The 17,218-nt window shown below is 42.7% G+C and carries 15 protein-coding genes; 14 read left to right on the top strand and 1 reads right to left on the bottom strand.

Going from position 1 to position 17,218, the window contains the following annotated elements:
- Window positions 1–280 precede the first annotated feature (280 nt).
- Complete coding sequence (aao, locus tag HF992_RS11070; protein WP_168550072.1) at window positions 281–1,453, bottom strand: aminoacetone oxidase; 1,173 nt, start codon at window positions 1,451–1,453, stop codon at window positions 281–283.
- 144 nt (window positions 1,454–1,597) lie between these two features.
- Between aao and HF992_RS11065 the strand changes: the two genes are divergently transcribed.
- The 14 genes from HF992_RS11065 to HF992_RS11005 all read left to right on the top strand — a co-directional run bounded on the left by HF992_RS11065 (window position 1,598) and on the right by HF992_RS11005 (window position 17,122).
- Window positions 1,598–2,095, top strand: coding sequence for a DUF536 domain-containing protein (locus HF992_RS11065; protein WP_168550071.1), 498 nt, complete (start codon window positions 1,598–1,600; stop codon window positions 2,093–2,095).
- Window positions 2,096–2,365: 270 nt separating this feature from the next.
- Window positions 2,366–2,845, top strand: a complete 480-nt coding sequence (gene rimP, locus HF992_RS11060; protein WP_168550074.1) for a ribosome maturation factor RimP — start codon at window positions 2,366–2,368, stop codon at window positions 2,843–2,845.
- Window positions 2,846–2,888: 43 nt separating this feature from the next.
- Window positions 2,889–4,115: a transcription termination factor NusA gene (nusA, locus tag HF992_RS11055; protein WP_168550070.1), complete on the top strand. Its 1,227-nt coding sequence runs from the start codon at window positions 2,889–2,891 to the stop codon at window positions 4,113–4,115.
- A gap of 9 nt (window positions 4,116–4,124) precedes the next feature.
- Window positions 4,125–4,421 (top strand): RNase P modulator RnpM, encoded by a 297-nt coding sequence (gene rnpM, locus HF992_RS11050; protein WP_168550069.1) that lies wholly within the window; start codon window positions 4,125–4,127, stop codon window positions 4,419–4,421.
- Window positions 4,414–4,716 carry a YlxQ-related RNA-binding protein gene (locus HF992_RS11045; protein WP_168550068.1) on the top strand — a complete coding sequence of 101 codons (303 nt, stop codon included), beginning with the start codon at window positions 4,414–4,416 and terminating at the stop codon, window positions 4,714–4,716. The genes rnpM and HF992_RS11045 overlap by 8 nt, the downstream gene beginning before the upstream one ends.
- Before the next feature lie 17 nt (window positions 4,717–4,733).
- A complete protein-coding gene (gene infB / locus HF992_RS11040) occupies window positions 4,734–7,583 on the top strand; it encodes a translation initiation factor IF-2 (RefSeq protein WP_168550067.1) in 2,850 nt (949 codons plus the stop codon).
- A gap of 26 nt (window positions 7,584–7,609) precedes the next feature.
- Window positions 7,610–7,738: a hypothetical protein gene (locus tag HF992_RS12255; protein ID WP_281346988.1), complete on the top strand. Its 129-nt coding sequence runs from the start codon at window positions 7,610–7,612 to the stop codon at window positions 7,736–7,738.
- Between the two features lie 93 nt (window positions 7,739–7,831).
- Window positions 7,832–8,182 (top strand): 30S ribosome-binding factor RbfA, encoded by a 351-nt coding sequence (rbfA, locus tag HF992_RS11035; protein ID WP_168550066.1) that lies wholly within the window; start codon window positions 7,832–7,834, stop codon window positions 8,180–8,182.
- 295 nt (window positions 8,183–8,477) lie between these two features.
- The gene (locus HF992_RS11030) at window positions 8,478–9,308 is read left to right on the top strand and encodes a Cof-type HAD-IIB family hydrolase (RefSeq protein ID WP_168550065.1); all 831 of its coding nucleotides are present in this window, start codon (window positions 8,478–8,480) and stop codon (window positions 9,306–9,308) included.
- Window positions 9,309–9,410: 102 nt separating this feature from the next.
- Window positions 9,411–9,701: a WXG100 family type VII secretion target gene (locus HF992_RS11025; RefSeq protein ID WP_168550064.1), complete on the top strand. Its 291-nt coding sequence runs from the start codon at window positions 9,411–9,413 to the stop codon at window positions 9,699–9,701.
- Between the two features lie 770 nt (window positions 9,702–10,471).
- Window positions 10,472–10,738 (top strand): DNA repair protein, encoded by a 267-nt coding sequence (locus tag HF992_RS11020; RefSeq protein ID WP_168550063.1) that lies wholly within the window; start codon window positions 10,472–10,474, stop codon window positions 10,736–10,738.
- Window positions 10,725–11,351, top strand: coding sequence for a signal peptidase I (gene lepB / locus HF992_RS11015; protein WP_246201297.1), 627 nt, complete (start codon window positions 10,725–10,727; stop codon window positions 11,349–11,351). The genes HF992_RS11020 and lepB overlap by 14 nt, the downstream gene beginning before the upstream one ends.
- Before the next feature lie 40 nt (window positions 11,352–11,391).
- Complete coding sequence (locus HF992_RS11010; protein WP_168550062.1) at window positions 11,392–15,813, top strand: Cna B-type domain-containing protein; 4,422 nt, start codon at window positions 11,392–11,394, stop codon at window positions 15,811–15,813.
- A gap of 121 nt (window positions 15,814–15,934) precedes the next feature.
- On the top strand, window positions 15,935–17,122 hold the full coding sequence (locus tag HF992_RS11005; RefSeq protein ID WP_168550061.1) for an isopeptide-forming domain-containing fimbrial protein: 1,188 nt from the start codon (window positions 15,935–15,937) through the stop codon (window positions 17,120–17,122).
- The last annotated feature ends 96 nt before the right edge of the window (window positions 17,123–17,218 follow it).

Here is a 17,218-nt window from a genome sequence, read left to right as displayed (position 1 = left end):
AATAGGCTTGAACACCTTTATTGTATCGCGTTTGGAGTTTTTTGGTATAACCTTCGATGCGCACCCGCATAGCGGGTGGTTTATTGGTCACGCACCTTCGGAGCGTGACGGACTTAAAGTCGCATAACGAAAAGGGTTTAGGCCTGTGCATGACAGTTCTAAACCCTTTGACGCATATTGGTGTCCCACTTTTGGGGTCAGTACACTTTTTAGAAGAAGTGCTTAAAAGATTCAAGGCTGATAACTCTATTGCTGCTGATGACTGGATTGAGCCAAGCGCTCAGAAATGAAGGCTTCCTGCAACCCACCCTGTACACAGGGCGCTAGTAATGTTAAATCCACCTGTGTGGGCATTGATATCTAAAACTTCACCTGCAAAGAAGAGACCGGGAACCTTCTTGCTTTCAAGGGTTTTCGGGTTGATCTCACTGAGGTCAACACCTCCCTTGGTCACAAAGGACTTGGCCAAAGACATTTTTCCGGTGACAGAGATAGGAAGAGCCTTGAGGGAGGTCAGCAATGCCGCTTTTTGCTGATGGGTCAACTGCTTGGCCTTTTCCGGGAAATCTTGACTGTAAAACTCAGCCAAGCGCTCAGGGAGTAGCTGCTTTAGGCTATTTTTGAGTGATTTTTCCCTATTTTTTTCGAGAAAATCGTTCAAATCGTCACTTGATTGCTGAGGCAAAACGTCAAGATAGATGGTCTCTCCACCGGAGACAAAGCTGGACATGCGCTGGGCAGCTGGTCCGGATAAGCCAAAATGGGTAAACAACAAATCATGGGTGATAATGTGGTTGCCATAAGTCAAGGTAACATCATCAAGAGAGATGCCTTGGAGCAGTTTGTGTGGAAAATCCGTTAACAAAGGACTCTCAGCTGCTTCCATGGGGGTGACGCTAAGCTTGAAATGGCGAGCGATATCGTGGCCAAAACCTGTTGAGCCGGTGGAAGGATAGGATTTGCCTCCTGTGGTCACAATAAGCCGGTGGCTTTGAAAGGTGTCGTCTTGAGACTTGATGTGAAAGAGGTCGTCTAATTTTTTGACAGAGACCACTTCTGTCTGGGTTTTGATGGTGACTCCGAGATTGGTCATCTCATCAACTAGGCACTGGATAATAGTCTGAGACTTATTGGTAACAGGGAACATCCGGCCGTGGTCCTCTTCTTTCAGTCTGACCTGGCGGTCTTCAAAAAAGCGGATAATGTCGTGATTATCAAATTGAGAAAAAACGCTGTAGAGAAAGCGACCGTTGCCGGGGATACCTGCTAGAATGTCTTCCAAACTACCGCAGTTGGTGACATTGCAACGGCCACCGCCGGTACCGGCTAACTTTTTGCCGAGTTTCCGATTTTTATCCAGAAGCAGGGTCTTTTGGCCAAAAGTAGCAGAGCTGATGGCTGCCATCATCCCAGCAGGGCCTCCTCCAATAATAATGGTATCGTAAATCATCATGGTTTTATTCTAGCATAAAGCCTTGGAAAATTTGACAGAAAAGCTCTGGTATGATAAGATTTTAAGGGTACGGTGGTTTTGGTAGGTAGGAAAAGTTGCCAGCCACCACGAGAGAGAATGTGTAGAGAAAATAGGGATAGAGATATGTCAGTAGAAAAAACGGTCAGTGAAATAGCTGATATTTTGGGGATCAGTCGCCAAGCCATCAATAATCGTGTCAAGTCTTTTCCAGAAGAATTTGTCGATAAAAATGACAAAGGGGTAACGGTAGTCAATCGTGCGGGCTTGATTGAATTAGAAAAAATCTACCAAAAAACGATTTTTGAAGATGAACCCATCAGTGAAGAAACGAAGCAACGTGAACTCATGGAAATTCTTGTCGATGAGAAAAATGCAGAAATCGTCCGACTTTACGATCAGCTTAAAACCAAAGACGAGCAAATTGCGGCTAAGGATGAACAGATTCGGATCAAGGATGTCCAGATTTCTGAAAAGGACAAACAGCTGGATCAGCAACAGCAGTTGACCTTGAAGGCTATGGCGGATAAGGAAACTTTGAAGTTGGAGTTGGATCAGGCTAAAGCTCAAGCTGAGGAAGTTCAGGTCAAGAAAGGTTTCTGGGCGAAATTGTTTGGAAAATAAAGAAGAGGCTCTGAAGCGTTAGTCGGGATTGATCCGTTTGGGGTATTTTAGAAGCTTGAGGCTTGTCAATTCGGATAAAGTATGCTATACTAGTGTTATTGAATAGGATAAAAGGAGGCGGAGAAAAATCTTCGCCTCTCTTCTATGCTTGATGGAGTTGAGTGAGGAGACTGACTTGCTCGATATAAAGGCCCCTTAAGGCGAGTGTCACGATTGAGAGGTTGCTGGACCAAGCCTTAAGGTTAGAGGGTTAAAGAAAAGGAGGAAGGTATCATCGCACAAATAGATATTATTGAGGCTGTGGAAGCGGTAGTAGCGCCAGCTATTCAAGCCCCTTATGAACTGGTAGACATCGAGTATACCAAGATGGGTAGCGATATGGTGCTCAGTATTTTGGTGGATCGTGAAGGGGGGATTTCTCTCAATGAGACGGCAGAGATTTCTGAGCGGATTAGTCCCTTGCTCGATACGATTCAACCGGACCCTTTTCCGGCTCAGTACCTGCTTGAGGTGACGAGTCCGGGTTTGGAACGTCCCTTAAAAACACCAGAAGCTCTTCAAGGAGCGATTGGTAAATATGTCAATATCAGCCTTTATAAGGCCATTGAAAAGGTCAAGGTCTTCGAAGGGGATTTGCTTGCCTTTGATGGGGAAAACCTGCGCTTGTCTTACAAGGACAAAACGCGCCAAAAAGAAGTCATCATTCCTTATGCTAGTGTGGCCAAAGCCCGCTTGGCGGTGAAATTATAAGTAAGAGAAAGGAAGCTTTTGTAATTTTACAAAAGAGTTAATCATGAGCAAAGAAATGCTAGAAGCCTTCCGTATTTTGGAAGAAGACAAAGGAATTAAAAAAGAAGACATTGTTGATGCGGTTGTAGAATCGCTTCGCTCTGCCTACAAACGCCGCTATGGTCAAGCTGAATCAGCTGCGATTGAATTTGACGAGAAAAAAGGCGATTTCCGTGTTTACACGGTTCGTGAGGTTGTGGATGAGGTTTTTGATAGCCGTTTAGAAATCTCCTTGAAAGATGCCTTGGCGATTAGTTCAGCCTATGAGCTTGGTGATAAAATCAAGTTTGAAGAGTCACCAGCAGAATTTGGTCGGGTGGCTGCTCAGTCTGCCAAGCAAACGATTATGGAGAAGATGCGCAAGCAGACCCGTGCCATCACTTACAACACCTATAAAGAGCATGAAAATGAAATCATGTCAGGAACGGTAGAACGGTTTGACAACAAGTTTATCTATGTCAATTTAGGGACAATTGAAGCGCAATTATCAAAGCAAGATCAAATCCCTGGTGAGGTCTTTCAATCGCATGACCGAATTGAAGTCTATGTCTACAAGGTAGAGGATAATGGTCGTGGGGTGAACGTTTTTGTAAGCCGTAGCCATCCACAGATGATCAAGCGCCTCATGGAGCAGGAAATTCCTGAAGTTTATGATGGCACAGTAGAAATCATGAGTGTTTCTCGCGAGGCAGGAGACCGTACCAAGGTTGCTGTCCGTAGCCATAACCCTAACGTGGATGCCATCGGAACCATCGTCGGCCGTGGCGGTGCTAACATCAAAAAAATCACCAGTAAATTCCATCCTGCTAAGTATGATGCCAAGCTAGATCGCATGGTACCGACAGAGGAAAACATTGATGTCATCGAATGGGTCGATGATCCAGCAGAATTCATCTACAATGCGATTGCCCCTGCCGAGGTGGACATGGTCCTCTTTGACCATGAAGATGCCAAGCGCGCAACGGTTGTCGTACCAGATAGCAAACTTTCCCTAGCTATTGGGCGTCGCGGTCAAAACGTGCGATTGGCAGCTCACTTGACAGGTTTCCGTATTGACATCAAGTCAGCCAGTGAGTACGAAGCCCAAGCAGATACTTATTTCCCAGAGGAGGCGGTAGCGCCTGCTGAGGAAACAGAAGAAATTGCAGCCTATGATGAGGCACAATTGGTAGATCTTGACGACGATATGCTGGCAGCAGCGGCAGAGTTTGGTGTCAGTACTGAGGACTAGGAGGTTCGCATGGCAAAGGCCCGCAAAATCCCATTGAGAAAATCCCTTGTTTCCAACGAAGTAATCGATAAGCGAGATTTGCTACGTATTGTGAAAAATAAGGAAGGTCAAATCTTTATCGATCCGACAGGTAAGGCGAACGGCCGAGGGGCCTATATCAAGTTGGACAATGAGGAAGCCCTGTTGGCCAAAAAAAAGCAGGTTTTTAACCGAGCTTTTGGCCAAGAGGTGGATGAAGCTTTTTACGATGAATTAATCGCCTATGTTGATCACAAGGTGAAAAGAAAAGAGTTAGGCCTTGAATAATCAGCAAAAATGCTTAAATTTGCTCGGTTTGGCCCAGCGAGCTGGAAAGGTAATTTCCGGTGAAGAACTGGTAGTCAAGAGCATCCAGACAGGTCAGGCACGCTTGGTTTTGTTAGCCAATGATGCTGGTCCTAATTTGAGTAAAAAAATAAACGATAAAACAAGCTACTACCAAGTAGCCATCTCCACAGGGTTTTCAACCTTGGAAATGAGCACAGCCATCGGCAAACCACGTAAGGTTTTGGCGGTGACAGATGCTGGATTTGTAAAGAAGATGAGGTCTATGATGGAATAGAACAGGAGGACAAGATATTGTCTAAGAAGAGATTAAACGAAATTGCCCGAGAACTAGGGGTGACCAGTAAAGAGGTCGTTTCAAAAGCCCAGGAACTGGGCTACGAGGTTAAAAGTCATGCCTCCACTGTCGAGCCAGAAGCCGCTGCAAGAATTGTCGCTGGTCTCGGTGGAACAAGTAAAGCCCCGGTCAAGGAGACTGGTGAAAAAGCTCCAACTGTGCCTAAGGCAGAGCCATTGGAAAAAACGCCAGCACCGGCACCTAAGCCTGTAGAGAAACAGGCGGAGGGTAAAGTTCCCCAAGAGCAGGCTTCTGCCAAGGAAGCTGAAGCTAGCGCGCCAGCGCCTAAGCCCGCTCAAGCAGTGGCTCGTCCACAAAGCCGAAATTTTAAGGCAGAACGTGAAGCTAAAGCTAAAGCCCAAGTTCAAAAACGTCAGGGTCAGCGCCCTGACAACCGCAACAGAGAGCAAGGCAAGGAGCGCAGCAACAACAATCAGCAGCGTGACAATCGTCGTTTTAACGAGCGCTCCAATGACCGTCGCCAGGACAAGTCTGCTCAACAGACAGGCCTTGGGCAAAATCGTCGCCAAGAGCAAGGTCGGGGACAAGCTGACCGTCGTCAAGAGCGCCGTTCATCCCAACCAAATCAACCAGCACCGCGGATTGACTTTAAAGCGAGAGCAGCTGCTTTGAAAGCGGAGCAAAATGCAGCTTACGCAGCCAGCAGTGAGGAGCGCTTCAAGCAAGAGCAGGCGGCTAAGCTAGCCCAACAACGCGCCCAGGCCGAAGCCCAAGAACGCAAAAAAGCACAATTAGAAGAAGCAGCCAAGGCAGAGGCAGTTGTAGCGCCAATACCAACACCAACACCTGCACCTGTAGCTGAAAAGCCTGTTGACACCCGCCGCAAAAAGCAAGGCAAGGCAGATAAGACCAGAGAGGACTACCGAGACAATGAGGATGGTCCACGTCATAAACAAACTAATAAGAATCGAAGCAATCAACAAGTGAGAAATCAAAGAACGTCCAATTGGAATAATACCAAGAAAAATAAAAAAGGTGGTAAGAATCAGGTGCAAAAACCTGTTACAGAACGCAAGTTCCACGAATTACCGACTGAATTTGAGTACACCGCTGGCATGACCGTGGCAGAAATTGCTAAACGGATCAAACGCGAGCCTGCTGAGATTGTCAAGAAACTCTTTATGATGGGAGTGATGGCAACGCAGAACCAATCGCTGGATGGTGACACGATTGAACTCCTGATGGTAGACTATGGCATTGAAGCCAAAGAAAAAGTGCAGGTGGATGAAGCAGATATCGAGCGCTTCTTTGTCGAAGACGGTTACCTCAATGAGGATGAGTTGACCGAGCGTCCGCCAGTTGTCACCATCATGGGACACGTTGACCACGGGAAAACAACCCTCCTTGATACCTTACGTAATTCACGGGTGGCGACTGGTGAGGCTGGGGGAATCACTCAGCACATCGGGGCTTATCAAATCGAAGAAAACGGTAAGAAAATTACTTTCCTAGATACACCAGGTCACGCGGCCTTTACTTCTATGCGGGCGCGTGGTGCTTCTGTGACAGATATCACTATCCTAGTGGTGGCAGCAGATGACGGGGTAATGCCTCAGACTATCGAAGCCATTAACCATGCTAAGGCAGCAGATGTGCCAATCATTGTTGCCATCAATAAAATTGATAAGCCAGGGGCTAACCCAGAGCGCGTTATTGGGGAATTGGCAGAGCATAACGTCATCTCAACAGCTTGGGGTGGTGATTGTGAGTTTGTAGAAATCTCGGCTAAATTCAACCAAAACATTGACGAACTTCTAGAGACCGTTCTCCTTGTGGCAGAATTGCAAGAATTAAAGGCTGATCCAACCGTTCGTGCGATTGGGACAGTGATTGAAGCACGCTTGGATAAAGGAAAAGGAGCTGTTGCGACTCTCTTGGTGCAACAAGGAACCCTCAATGTCCAAGACCCAATCGTTGTCGGCAATACCTTTGGACGGGTCCGTGCCATGACCAACGACCTAGGCCGTCGGGTGAAGGTGGCTGGTCCATCAACGCCTGTATCGATCACTGGTCTAAACGAGGCGCCGATGGCAGGGGATCATTTCGCGGTTTATGCGGATGAAAAAGCTGCGCGTGCAGCAGGGGAAGAACGTGCCAAGCGTGCCCTCCTCAAACAGCGTCAAGCCAATAACCGTGTCAGCCTGGACAACCTCTTTGACACCCTTAAAGCTGGTGAAGTCAAGTCTGTCAATGTCATCATCAAGGCGGACGTGCAAGGTTCTGCAGAAGCCTTGGCTAGCTCTCTACAAAAGATTGACGTCGAAGGCGTGAAAGTGACCATCGTTCACTCAGCTGTCGGTGCGATCAATGAATCCGACGTGACTCTAGCGCAAGCTTCTAACGCCTTTATTGTCGGTTTTAACGTACGTCCGACGCCAATGGCTCGCCAGCAGGCAGAAGCAGACGAAGTCGATATTCGTCTTCACAGCATTATCTATAAGGTAATCGAAGAAGTGGAAGATGCTATGAAGGGGATGCTTGATCCAGAGTTCCAAGAAAAAGTGATCGGTGAAGCGGTTATCCGTGAGACCTTCACGGTTTCTAAGGTCGGAACAATTGGTGGTTTCATGGTCTTGTCTGGTAAGGTCACTCGTGACTCTAAGGTTCGTGTCATCCGTGATGGCATTGTTATCCATGACGGTGCCTTAGTCAGCCTGAAACACTACAAGGATGATGTCAAGGAAGTAACCAATGGCCGTGAGGGTGGTCTTATGATTGAAAAATTCAACGACCTCAAGATGGACGATACTATCGAAGCCTACATTATGGAAGAAATTAAACGCTAGTCTGACGATGTAGACGAAAAAAGAGGGTGACTGGAACGTTGGTCAAACAGTCCACAGCATTCCATTTGGCTGCCCCACCTCATAGCTTCAACTGCCAGATTGAGGTCGGTCAGGAAGAAGCGGTAAAAATGGGTGAAATTAACCTGGTAGATTAAGGTATTCGGTGTGTCTTATGACGTCGAGAGACTAGACTGTTGTTTCAAATGCTTCATCTTGCTTAGAAAGATAGAAGAGAGAAAGGAGGAGCTATGGCAAATTCATTTCGGACAGACCGTGTCGGCATGGAGCTCAAACGGGAAGTCAATGACATCTTGCAAAAGAAAGTTCGTGACCCTCGTGTCCAAGGAGTGACCATTACTGACGTGCAGATGGTAGGAGATCTGTCTTCTGCCAAGGTCTACTATACGATTTTGAGTGACCTGGCCTCAGATAATCAAAAGGCCCAGACAGGTCTGGAAAAGGCTAAGGGAACGATTAAACGTGAACTTGGTCAACGCTTGACCATGTATAAGATTCCAGATTTGACCTTTGTCAAGGATGAGTCTATCGCTTATGGCAATAAAATCGATGAGATGTTAAGAAATCTCAACAAAGACTAAGAAAAAATGCGCACCTTCCTAATTTCTAGGGGGTGTGCTTTGTTTTTCCGGGGGGATTCACTAGTCTGAGCAAGTCGTGCTGCTCTTGGGACGGTTGGGGAGCATGAGGACTTTTCACGTAAATCAGACGGTGACAGAACCAGGCAACTAATCTTTATGCCTGCACAAGACTGATGCTCTTAGAGTTTGATTTGAAACGAGTAGAAGAAAAGACTGATACGGATGATATGGCCCTACTGTTAGAACTCCCTTTAAAATGGTATACTGGAAGTAATCACATAAAGGAGTTTGTCAAATGTCACAACAATCAATCAAATTAATTGCTATTGATATGGATGGAACCTTGTTGAACAGTCAGAAGGAGTTAACACAGGAGACGATTGAAGTTCTACATCAAGCGGTTGCTAAAGGAATCAAGGTGGTCCTTTGTACGGGACGTCCTAAGCCGGGCGTGGTGTCCTATATTGACCAGTTGGGCTTTGGGGAGGCCGATGAGTATGCCATCTTGGACAATGGCTGTACGGTTTACCAGCTTAAGGATTGGTCGCTTGTAGCCCATCAGGCCTTGGCACCTGCTGAGATGGCTGAATTGGTCGCTGCTGCGGCAGCTTATCCCGAGATTTCAGTAACCTTTTTTGATGCGGATCACTATTTCATTGTTGGTGAGGAGATTCCAGAGCTAGTGGCTTATGATGCTGGTTTGGTCTTTACCCATCCTGTTCCAGTGACACTAGAGGAAGTCCAAGCTAGTCCTGTTCCGATTTTTCAGGGCATGTTTATGGGGGAAGCGCCAGCCTTGGATCGCTTTCAGGCGGAGCAGGGAGAGGCTCTCAGTCAGGCTTTTTCCACGGTGCGCAGCCAATCTTACATTTATGAAGCGTTGCCGTTAGGAACGACTAAGGCCAAGGGCTTGCTCAACTTAACCCAGCATCTGGGGATTGCACCTGAAGAGGTGATGGCCATCGGAGATGCGGCCAATGACTTGGAAATGTTGGCTTTTGCAGGGTTTTCGGTAGCTATGGGAAATGCCAGCGATGAGGTCAAGGCGGTTGCTGATGCTATCACGAGCTCCAATGACGAGGCGGGCGTGGCCAGGGCGATTGAAAAATGGGTGATTTGTAAATAATGTTCAGAAAATAACGAAATGCGTAAAAAAATAAAAGTTTTGGTATCTGTAGTTAAATAGCATAGAATATAAGTGTCAGCATAAATAATAAAGGAGACGCTTATGGCAACAATTAAGTTAACCCCAGAAGACCTACGCACTTCAGCTGTTAAATATAGTAACGGGGCTGAAGATATCCGTACAGTTTTAAATTCCTTGATGACAGGGCAGGAAACCATCCGTTCGAACAGGGAGGGCTCAGCTTTTGCTAGTTTTGATCATCAATTTACTGAGTTGTCACCAAAAATCAATGAGTTTGCTCAGTTACTGAATGACATCAATGCTCAGTTGAATAAGGTTGTAGATATCATCGAGCAAACAGATCAGGATATCGTTACGCAAATCGGAGGCTAATTTTGGATTATTGTCAACTGTAGTGGTTTGATGAAAAGCTGATGTCTGCAGAGAAGCAAATTAGGAGTCCACTGAAAAAGTTGTCTTTACAGCTTCAATAAAATGAGATAACGCGGAATCTAGTTCAGAAATGGCGAGATTTCTCGTTTTTTTTTTAACTTATTTTTGCTTGATAAGGGACCTAATCCTTTTTATATTAACCACAAAAATCGTCGTGGCTACGTGTAACTACATGTTGAAAAAGCCTAGTGCTCTAGCTATATCAAGACCATGTCTGTGTTTCAGTTCCGCATTTTTTCCGTCTATCTTATAGCGATGCATGTCCTTAAGCCTCTTCCGAAAAGGTGCTCATCACTTTTAAGTGTTATTGAATAGGTTTTAGTTCTAGCCCCTTCTTTATAACAGCCCCTTTTGGAGGACAGGTTTAGCAGTGCTTAATGTCATCAAACGATGACTTTTTCAGTGGGATGCTAAATTGGTTCTTTCTTGATATGTAGGATAAAAAGTCTAATGAATGGTATATCAATCATTAAATCTTATAAAAAATATAATACTCTGAACTGATCTACTAGTAATTAATGGCAAAGTAGCTAGAGTAATCTTAGAAATACTTGAAGATATCGAATGAACTGATTGTTTCTAATCGTTGTTCAAGTGTTAATGTTCAGACATTATGTTTTTTTCTATGTTTTATCAAGATAATAAATAACAACTTGACAATATATATACATATATATAATGTAAATAAGGATAAAAAAGGAAATATTAGAGTGAATAAAAAAGAGTTTAGGAAGTTTAGGAAGCTTAGCAAGTTGCAGCTTATGGAGTTGCTTTTAGAACAAGTCAAAGAAAACGAACGCTTAACAGAGGAAAACAATCGTCTGAACGGTGAGTTGGTCTCTCGTCAACTAATGCTTTCAAAAGTGGGTAATATTGCGGAAGCATCCCTTATAATTAATAAAGTATTTGAAGCTGCGCAAGAAGCAGCTGAACTCTATCTGGACAATGTAAAAAGAATAGCGAATGACGGTAACTGATATGGCAATTAATAATTTTAAAAAAAGAAGCCCATACTTCTCCATTGATGAGTTACCAGATTCGAAAAGCTTAGAAGAAGAGATAAAAAAGCGAAGATATCGAAACCAGTTTCAACAAACGTTACTGAGTACTGTTTCAATTCTAATCACGGTCTCAGCGGTTTCTGTTTTGATTGCAACGCTTTGGCTACCTGTCCTGCAAATTTATGGTAATTCGATGTCACCGACATTGGAAGCAGGAGATATTGTAGTGTCCTTGAATACAAAGTCCATTGAACAAGGAGACACTATTGCCTTTTATTTTAATAACAAAGTCCTTGTTAAACGGGTTATTGCCAAATCTGGTCAATGGGTTAATATAGATGATCAAGGGACGGTTACTGTTGATGGTAATCTGATGAATGAGTCATATGTTAAGAAGACATCAAAAGGTGATGTTGATATTGAACTGCCTTACCAAGTTCCTGAGGGAAAATATTTTGTTATGGGAGATCATCGGGATGTCTCTGTTGATTCAAGAAATTCGGCTTTAGGGCCAGTTGGAGAAGAGCAAATTGTTGGAGAACTACAATTTAGAATTTGGCCTTTAAATCGTTTTGGAACGTTTGAGTAAATTTGGGTATTTAAGCAATAAATGACGAAAGGAGAGCACTATGTCTTTCGGATATTTTTTGGGAAAGCTAAAGCTAATCCTAAAGGAAAAAAAGCATAAGAAACGAATCAAACAAATTGCCTCTGTGCTATCTGTTTTCATTGTTTTCATAACAATGTATTTTTTAATTTTGCCGGCCATAACGCTCAATCTAGAAGACCAAACAGCAGTCCTCCAAACATCTCAGGAAAATGCTCCTATCATTCTCGGTGAGGAAGCGTTAGATCACAAGAAGGTTTCTTCCTCGGTTGTGGAGAAAGAAACCGTAGCTACTGCGGAACTTCAAGTTGGGCAAACGAAAAGCAGCTCTCCGGTGGATTCGGAAGAATCTTCTTATCAGAAGGCGGGACGTTTTGAGGAAGAGTTAGATGATGTCCTAGTGACAGTAGATTATCCAGAAAAGACATTTTCTCAATCTGTCAAGCTTAGTGTCACAAGGTTGGTAGATTTTGAGGCCTTTCGACCAAAAATTGACCAAGTGTTAAGTAAAGATAATCGTGGTATGTCAGCGCTTTATGCTTATGATATCACTTTTGTGAATGCTTCAGGAGAGGAAGTAAAACCCCTACAAAAAGTGGCCGTTTCACTTAAATTTAAAGATTTTCCTAAATCACAAGAATTGCAGGAAGAATGGAAGCTGTTCCATGTTAGTAACGAATTAAATCAAGTGGAAGAAATAACCCAAAAGGAGACAACTGTCATCTCAGAGTTGCCTTCAGGAGAAGTGGCAGAGTTATCTTTCCAATCAGATTCGTTTTCTCCATACGTTTTAGCTGGAGTTACTTATCAAGATTTAAAGGATTTCTTGACAGAGGCTAGCATTGAGGGCGCGTCAACTTATGTTGAGGCAACAAAATTATTAGAGACTCATCTTAAACTAGGTTTTAATATCCCGAGTGCCAGCATTAAAAATAGCGCGACCTATGCAATGGAACTACCAGTTGATAGTTCGTGGGGATCTGCCTTACAACCAAATGTTGACTACACTGGTCGTGAACAAGGGAAGGATGCCTTTAAATTCCGGTTTGTTGAACTCAATGGGAAAAAGTATTTGGCTATTACTTTCTTGGAAAGTTACCTAAAGACAGTCGATCCCGAAAGCCCAATCAAAGGAACTGTTTATTATCAGGCAAATATCGGTGAAACAAACAAGACGTCTGATGGTAGTTATACGATTCCAATTATAGATAAGGTAACAGTTACTATTCCTTCTCAAGACATCACTACAGTGAAAACACCAGACGAAGCAAAGTATGATATCAGAAGTGAAAAGGCTGGGGCTATCAGATATGAAGGAGATGAAGCTTATCTAGATTACAAAATCACGATCTCGTCAGATAAGGGGACAAAAGGGGAGGTCAAACTATCAGATAGACTAACAGCTACGGGATTAACGGTCTCACCTCTTGAGATTGTCTCAATTATAAAACATGATTACAAGTATTGGTATGGGGATGAGGGAGTTAATCATCAGACCCTCACACAGACTTATCAGCCAAATCAGTCTGGCACAGCCTTTGATTTAACCTTACCACCTCTAAATGCTAGACAGGTTTATACAGTAACTTATCGCTATAAGGTCAGCGATATACCAGCTGGAAAACTATCTCAGGTCAACAACACACTCAATGTGGAATCACCTGATATTCCAAAACCTAGTCCTAAGGATGTTAATCTCTCAGTGACACGTAATACTTTAGCCAAATCAGGACGTTATGACGAGGCTTCAAATAAAATCACATGGACAATTACAGTCAATGACCTTAACAATGACATTGCTGGTGCAGTCCTGACTGATGATATGTTCAGTAAGATCAAAGTCGCAGAGTTAACATCGGATCAATCTCAGGGGTTCTCTATTGAAAAAAATCCTAATGGTACCGTGAAACAGATTAAATTTACGGCAACTAATGGAGGTAAAAACACCAACAAGTATATCTTTACCTATGTTACGCCAGCCGATGAAACGTCTAACGAATGGGGTACAACAGCTGGAAGTGTTATTAATAATGCAACGGTTACTGATAAAGGGGAGTCGGTAAAAGCGACTGCGACAGTAGGAACTGGAAAAGGCAATACGGGAAATCTTGAGAAAACATTCGCAGAGATAAATGCCACAGGACAGTCGGAAACGAAACGGCTAAAATGGAACATCAAGATTTCAATGCCAGGTAGCCAAAAAATTCCTAAAGGAACACAATTCCATGATTCTCTAACAGCTGGAAATTCCGCTAATTTTGAACATCATTATTTCACAAAAGCACAATTAGAGGATATATACAACCAATTAAGAGTTATTTTTGGAGATATTACATTTGTAGCTCAAGATAGTTCGTGGCAAAATAAACCACTAGACCAATTTACTGATGACCAAAAATACATTAGCTTTACCTATACACTTAATCAGGAGTTTAGGTCTAATCAGAGTGACATAAGTCTTGAGTATGAGTCAACAGCAAATGTCAGCAGTATCTCGACCTTTAAAAACAAAATCCGATCCTTAGACATTTCAAGTGAAGCGTCATACAAGTATGAAGCGACTGGTCGAGTAAGTAAGCGTGATGGGAATAATATTGTCTGGGATGGCATTGGAAATGACTACAATCCTAAAGATTCAGAGAATACTATCCAAAAGGATGGGCTGGTTAAGTGGGCGATTAAGGTCAAGCTAGATGACACAACCACTAAAGTCAGCTTAGTGGACACGCCACCTACTGGTTTAACTCTAGCAGAGCTTACTTATGGTAAACTTTATGGGCTCAATGACAGTAACCAAACGGTTATTTCGGGTGGTAATATTACCAAGTCATCCAGCTGGCAGACATATTCTGGAATTGATCTTAATGGTACAGTTGACGCAAATGGGGCTGTTTCATTAACGTTTTCATCAAATAATGGCCAGACATTAAAAGAACAAATAGGTAGTGAGGACTTCTATGTTCTATTAAGTTTTAAGACTGATGTTGTTCCAATTGATGAGGACGTCATCAAAACTTATAAAAACACCGTTTCAGTATCTGTCAATGATCAACCGGCCGGTGAAGATGATCACACTCAAAAAATTACCATTAAGCCTGGCGTTAAACTCACTAAGGCTGGTATGTGGTTAAACGATAATCGAGAAGTTGCTTACCGTTTAACCCTAAATCCTGATGCATTAGATTTAGCGGTTGGTAAGGATAGCTATGTATTGACGGATATTTTATCTTATCAAGAAGATGAAGCCACAAAACTTAGCTATGACTTGAAGAAAGATTCAGTCCAATTATTAGATAAAACTGGACAAGTTGTTGATCCGTCCCTCTGGTCTTGGACTGTCGAGAAGGTTCGGGGCGAAAATGGACAGATTGATAGTATTCTAAAAGTTAATGTGCCTGACAGTCAAACCTTTACGCTACAGTATAACTATCTTGTTACGAGAGAGGTATCAGCAAGTAATAAAGCTCAGTTATCCGTGAAAAACTCAGCTGAAATTGAGCGTTTGAGATCAGGTAAAGTTGATGTCACAACTCATATTAACTGGAGCATTGTTCAGGCAGGTGGAACATCTGAATCGATCAAATTCTTTAAGCTCATAAAGGTTGATGCTAAAAACTTTGGCATCGGACTTCTTGGGGCTACATTTGAGGTTCGTGAAAATAGCACGGATAAAGTGGTGGCTCGCTATCAAACGAAAGCAGATGGAACAATTTCTATCAATAGTTCGAGCACGGATGGTATCGCTGGTAGTAGGCCATTGGAGCAAGAGAAACTCTATTATGTTGTTGAAACGAAAGCTCCAATTGCTTATCAACTTCCTGATGAAGGAGAGGTTCCAAGATATTATTTCTATTTCTCAGAAACAGATAGACAACCGACTAATTTAGGGGACTTGGTGAGCAATCCTCCTGAAATGGTTAACTTGGCCAAACAAAGCAAACAGATATATGTTCCTAATGAAAAATTACCGGAAAAAACAGTGATTACAGTCGTCAAAAAATGGCAGGATACTGATAGTAAACCTACTGATAGAGTCGATGCTACAATCACTATTGACTTGATTCAAATAGCGGTATCTGCTGACGGTCAACGTTCTGAGAAGATTTTGAAGACAGTAACAATCGGTAAGGGAGATCAATGGACAAAAACATTTGAAGAACTACCCCTGAGAGGTGTCAATGATTCTGGTCAAGCGCTCTCTTATGCCTATAGGGTTAATGAGCATACTCTTTCTGGATATGACATTTCCTATTCTGTAGGAGAAGAAGGTGTTACTTCAGGTGAGGTTATCGTTACGAATAAAGCTCAAAAAGCCTATGAACTACCGAAAACGGGTGGGGATGGGACAACTCTTTTCTACGTGACGAGTGCTACCCTTATCTTAGTACCGACAATCGGATATATCCGATTACTTTATAAGAGATATAGGATAGGGGGAGATTAAAAGTGTGTCTACCTAGCCTTAAGAAGAAAGGCGGTGATGATTATAAGGAGCAGTAAATCACCTCCATTTCATCTCAGTTATCCTATAACTATGCTATATTGAAAAGATCAAAGGAGATCACATGAAACATTTAAAACGTATGTTAGGGGCATTTTTAGTCGTCCTTGTAACATTAATTAGCACAAAATCAATTTTTGCTACAGAGCAATCCTATACTATTACAATCAATGGTGCAATAGATGGACATACTTATGAAGCTTATCAAATCTTCAAAGGAGATTTGTCTGGTGATACACTTTCCAACATTGAATGGGGTAATGGTGTGTCTGATGCTGGTAAAAAAGCTTTGGGAGATGCGGTGACAAAAGCGGAATCATTGAAAGAGACCGCTGATGCGGAAGCATTTGCAGGAGCAGTGGCACCATACTTACAAAATCCAATCGCTGCATCTGGTAATACAATTACAGCTCCAGTAGCTGGTTACTACTTGATTAAAGATAGGGATGGCTCTCTTAGCGCAACGGATAAGTCTTACACTTCATACATCTTGGAAGTTGTCAAAAATGTAACAGTAACACCAAAAGCAGATGTTCCAACTGTTCAGAAAAAAGTAAAAGATACAAACGATACAACTGGTGAAACTTCAAATTGGCAAGATTCTGCTGACCATGATATCAACGACAATATTCCTTTCCAATTAACAGCGACACTTCCAAGCAATTATAGCTCTTACAACACCTATTATCTTGAATTTGCTGATACAATGTCAAAAGGTTTGACATTTGACCAAGCTTCAGTAAAAGTTACAGTTGATAATGTTGCAGTAGATGCATCTAAATATGCAATTACTACTTCTACTGAAGGATTCTCTCTCAAATTTACTGATTTGAAAACAGCTGTATCTGCTGCTAAAGCAGGTAGCAAAGTAGTTGTAGAATACAACGCAACTCTTAACAAAAACGCAATCATTGGTTCTCTTGGTAATCCTAACGATGTGAAGTTAATCTTCTCAAATGATCCAAACTATACTGGAGATGGTTCGAACACACCTACAGGTGAGACCCCAAAAGACCGTGTTATTGTATTTACATATCAAGTAATTGTTGACAAAGTTGATGAAAAGAAAGCCCCACTTTCAGGTGCTGAATTCAAACTTTACAAAAAATTACAGGATGGTAGTGAAAAAGAAGTTGCCTTAGATACAAATCAATCTACCGAAACTCACTTTGCTTTTAAGGGACTTGACGATGGTGATTATATTCTCAAAGAAACTAAGACAGAAAGTTCTAAAATGAAGTTAGCCAGTTGAGAGTATGCAAAAACATCTCAGAGAGATATAATGTAGTTCACCACAAACACATTAAAAGGAACTCTGAGATGCAAAACCATTATACTACAAAAGGCA

The sequence above is a fragment of the Streptococcus ovuberis genome, from assembly GCF_012396585.1.
Classification (GTDB): Bacteria; Bacillota; Bacilli; order Lactobacillales; family Streptococcaceae; genus Streptococcus; species Streptococcus ovuberis.
This window is presented reverse-complemented; position numbering and strand designations above follow the sequence as displayed.

Bases quoted from the DNA above. Each gene is read 5' to 3' on its own strand.
- aao (WP_168550072.1), bottom strand. From the start codon at position 1,453: ATGATGATTTACGATACCATTATTATTGGAGGAGGCCCTGCTGGGATG.
- HF992_RS11065 (WP_168550071.1), top strand. From the start codon at position 1,598: ATGTCAGTAGAAAAAACGGTCAGTGAAATAGCTGATATTTTGGGGATC.
- nusA (WP_168550070.1), top strand. From the start codon at position 2,889: ATGAGCAAAGAAATGCTAGAAGCCTTCCGTATTTTGGAAGAAGACAAA.
- rnpM (WP_168550069.1), top strand. From the start codon at position 4,125: ATGGCAAAGGCCCGCAAAATCCCATTGAGAAAATCCCTTGTTTCCAAC.
- rbfA (WP_168550066.1), top strand. From the start codon at position 7,832: ATGGCAAATTCATTTCGGACAGACCGTGTCGGCATGGAGCTCAAACGG.
- HF992_RS11030 (WP_168550065.1), top strand. From the start codon at position 8,478: ATGTCACAACAATCAATCAAATTAATTGCTATTGATATGGATGGAACC.
- HF992_RS11025 (WP_168550064.1), top strand. From the start codon at position 9,411: ATGGCAACAATTAAGTTAACCCCAGAAGACCTACGCACTTCAGCTGTT.
- lepB (WP_246201297.1), top strand. From the start codon at position 10,725: ATGACGGTAACTGATATGGCAATTAATAATTTTAAAAAAAGAAGCCCA.
- HF992_RS11010 (WP_168550062.1), top strand. From the start codon at position 11,392: ATGTCTTTCGGATATTTTTTGGGAAAGCTAAAGCTAATCCTAAAGGAA.
- HF992_RS11005 (WP_168550061.1), top strand. From the start codon at position 15,935: ATGAAACATTTAAAACGTATGTTAGGGGCATTTTTAGTCGTCCTTGTA.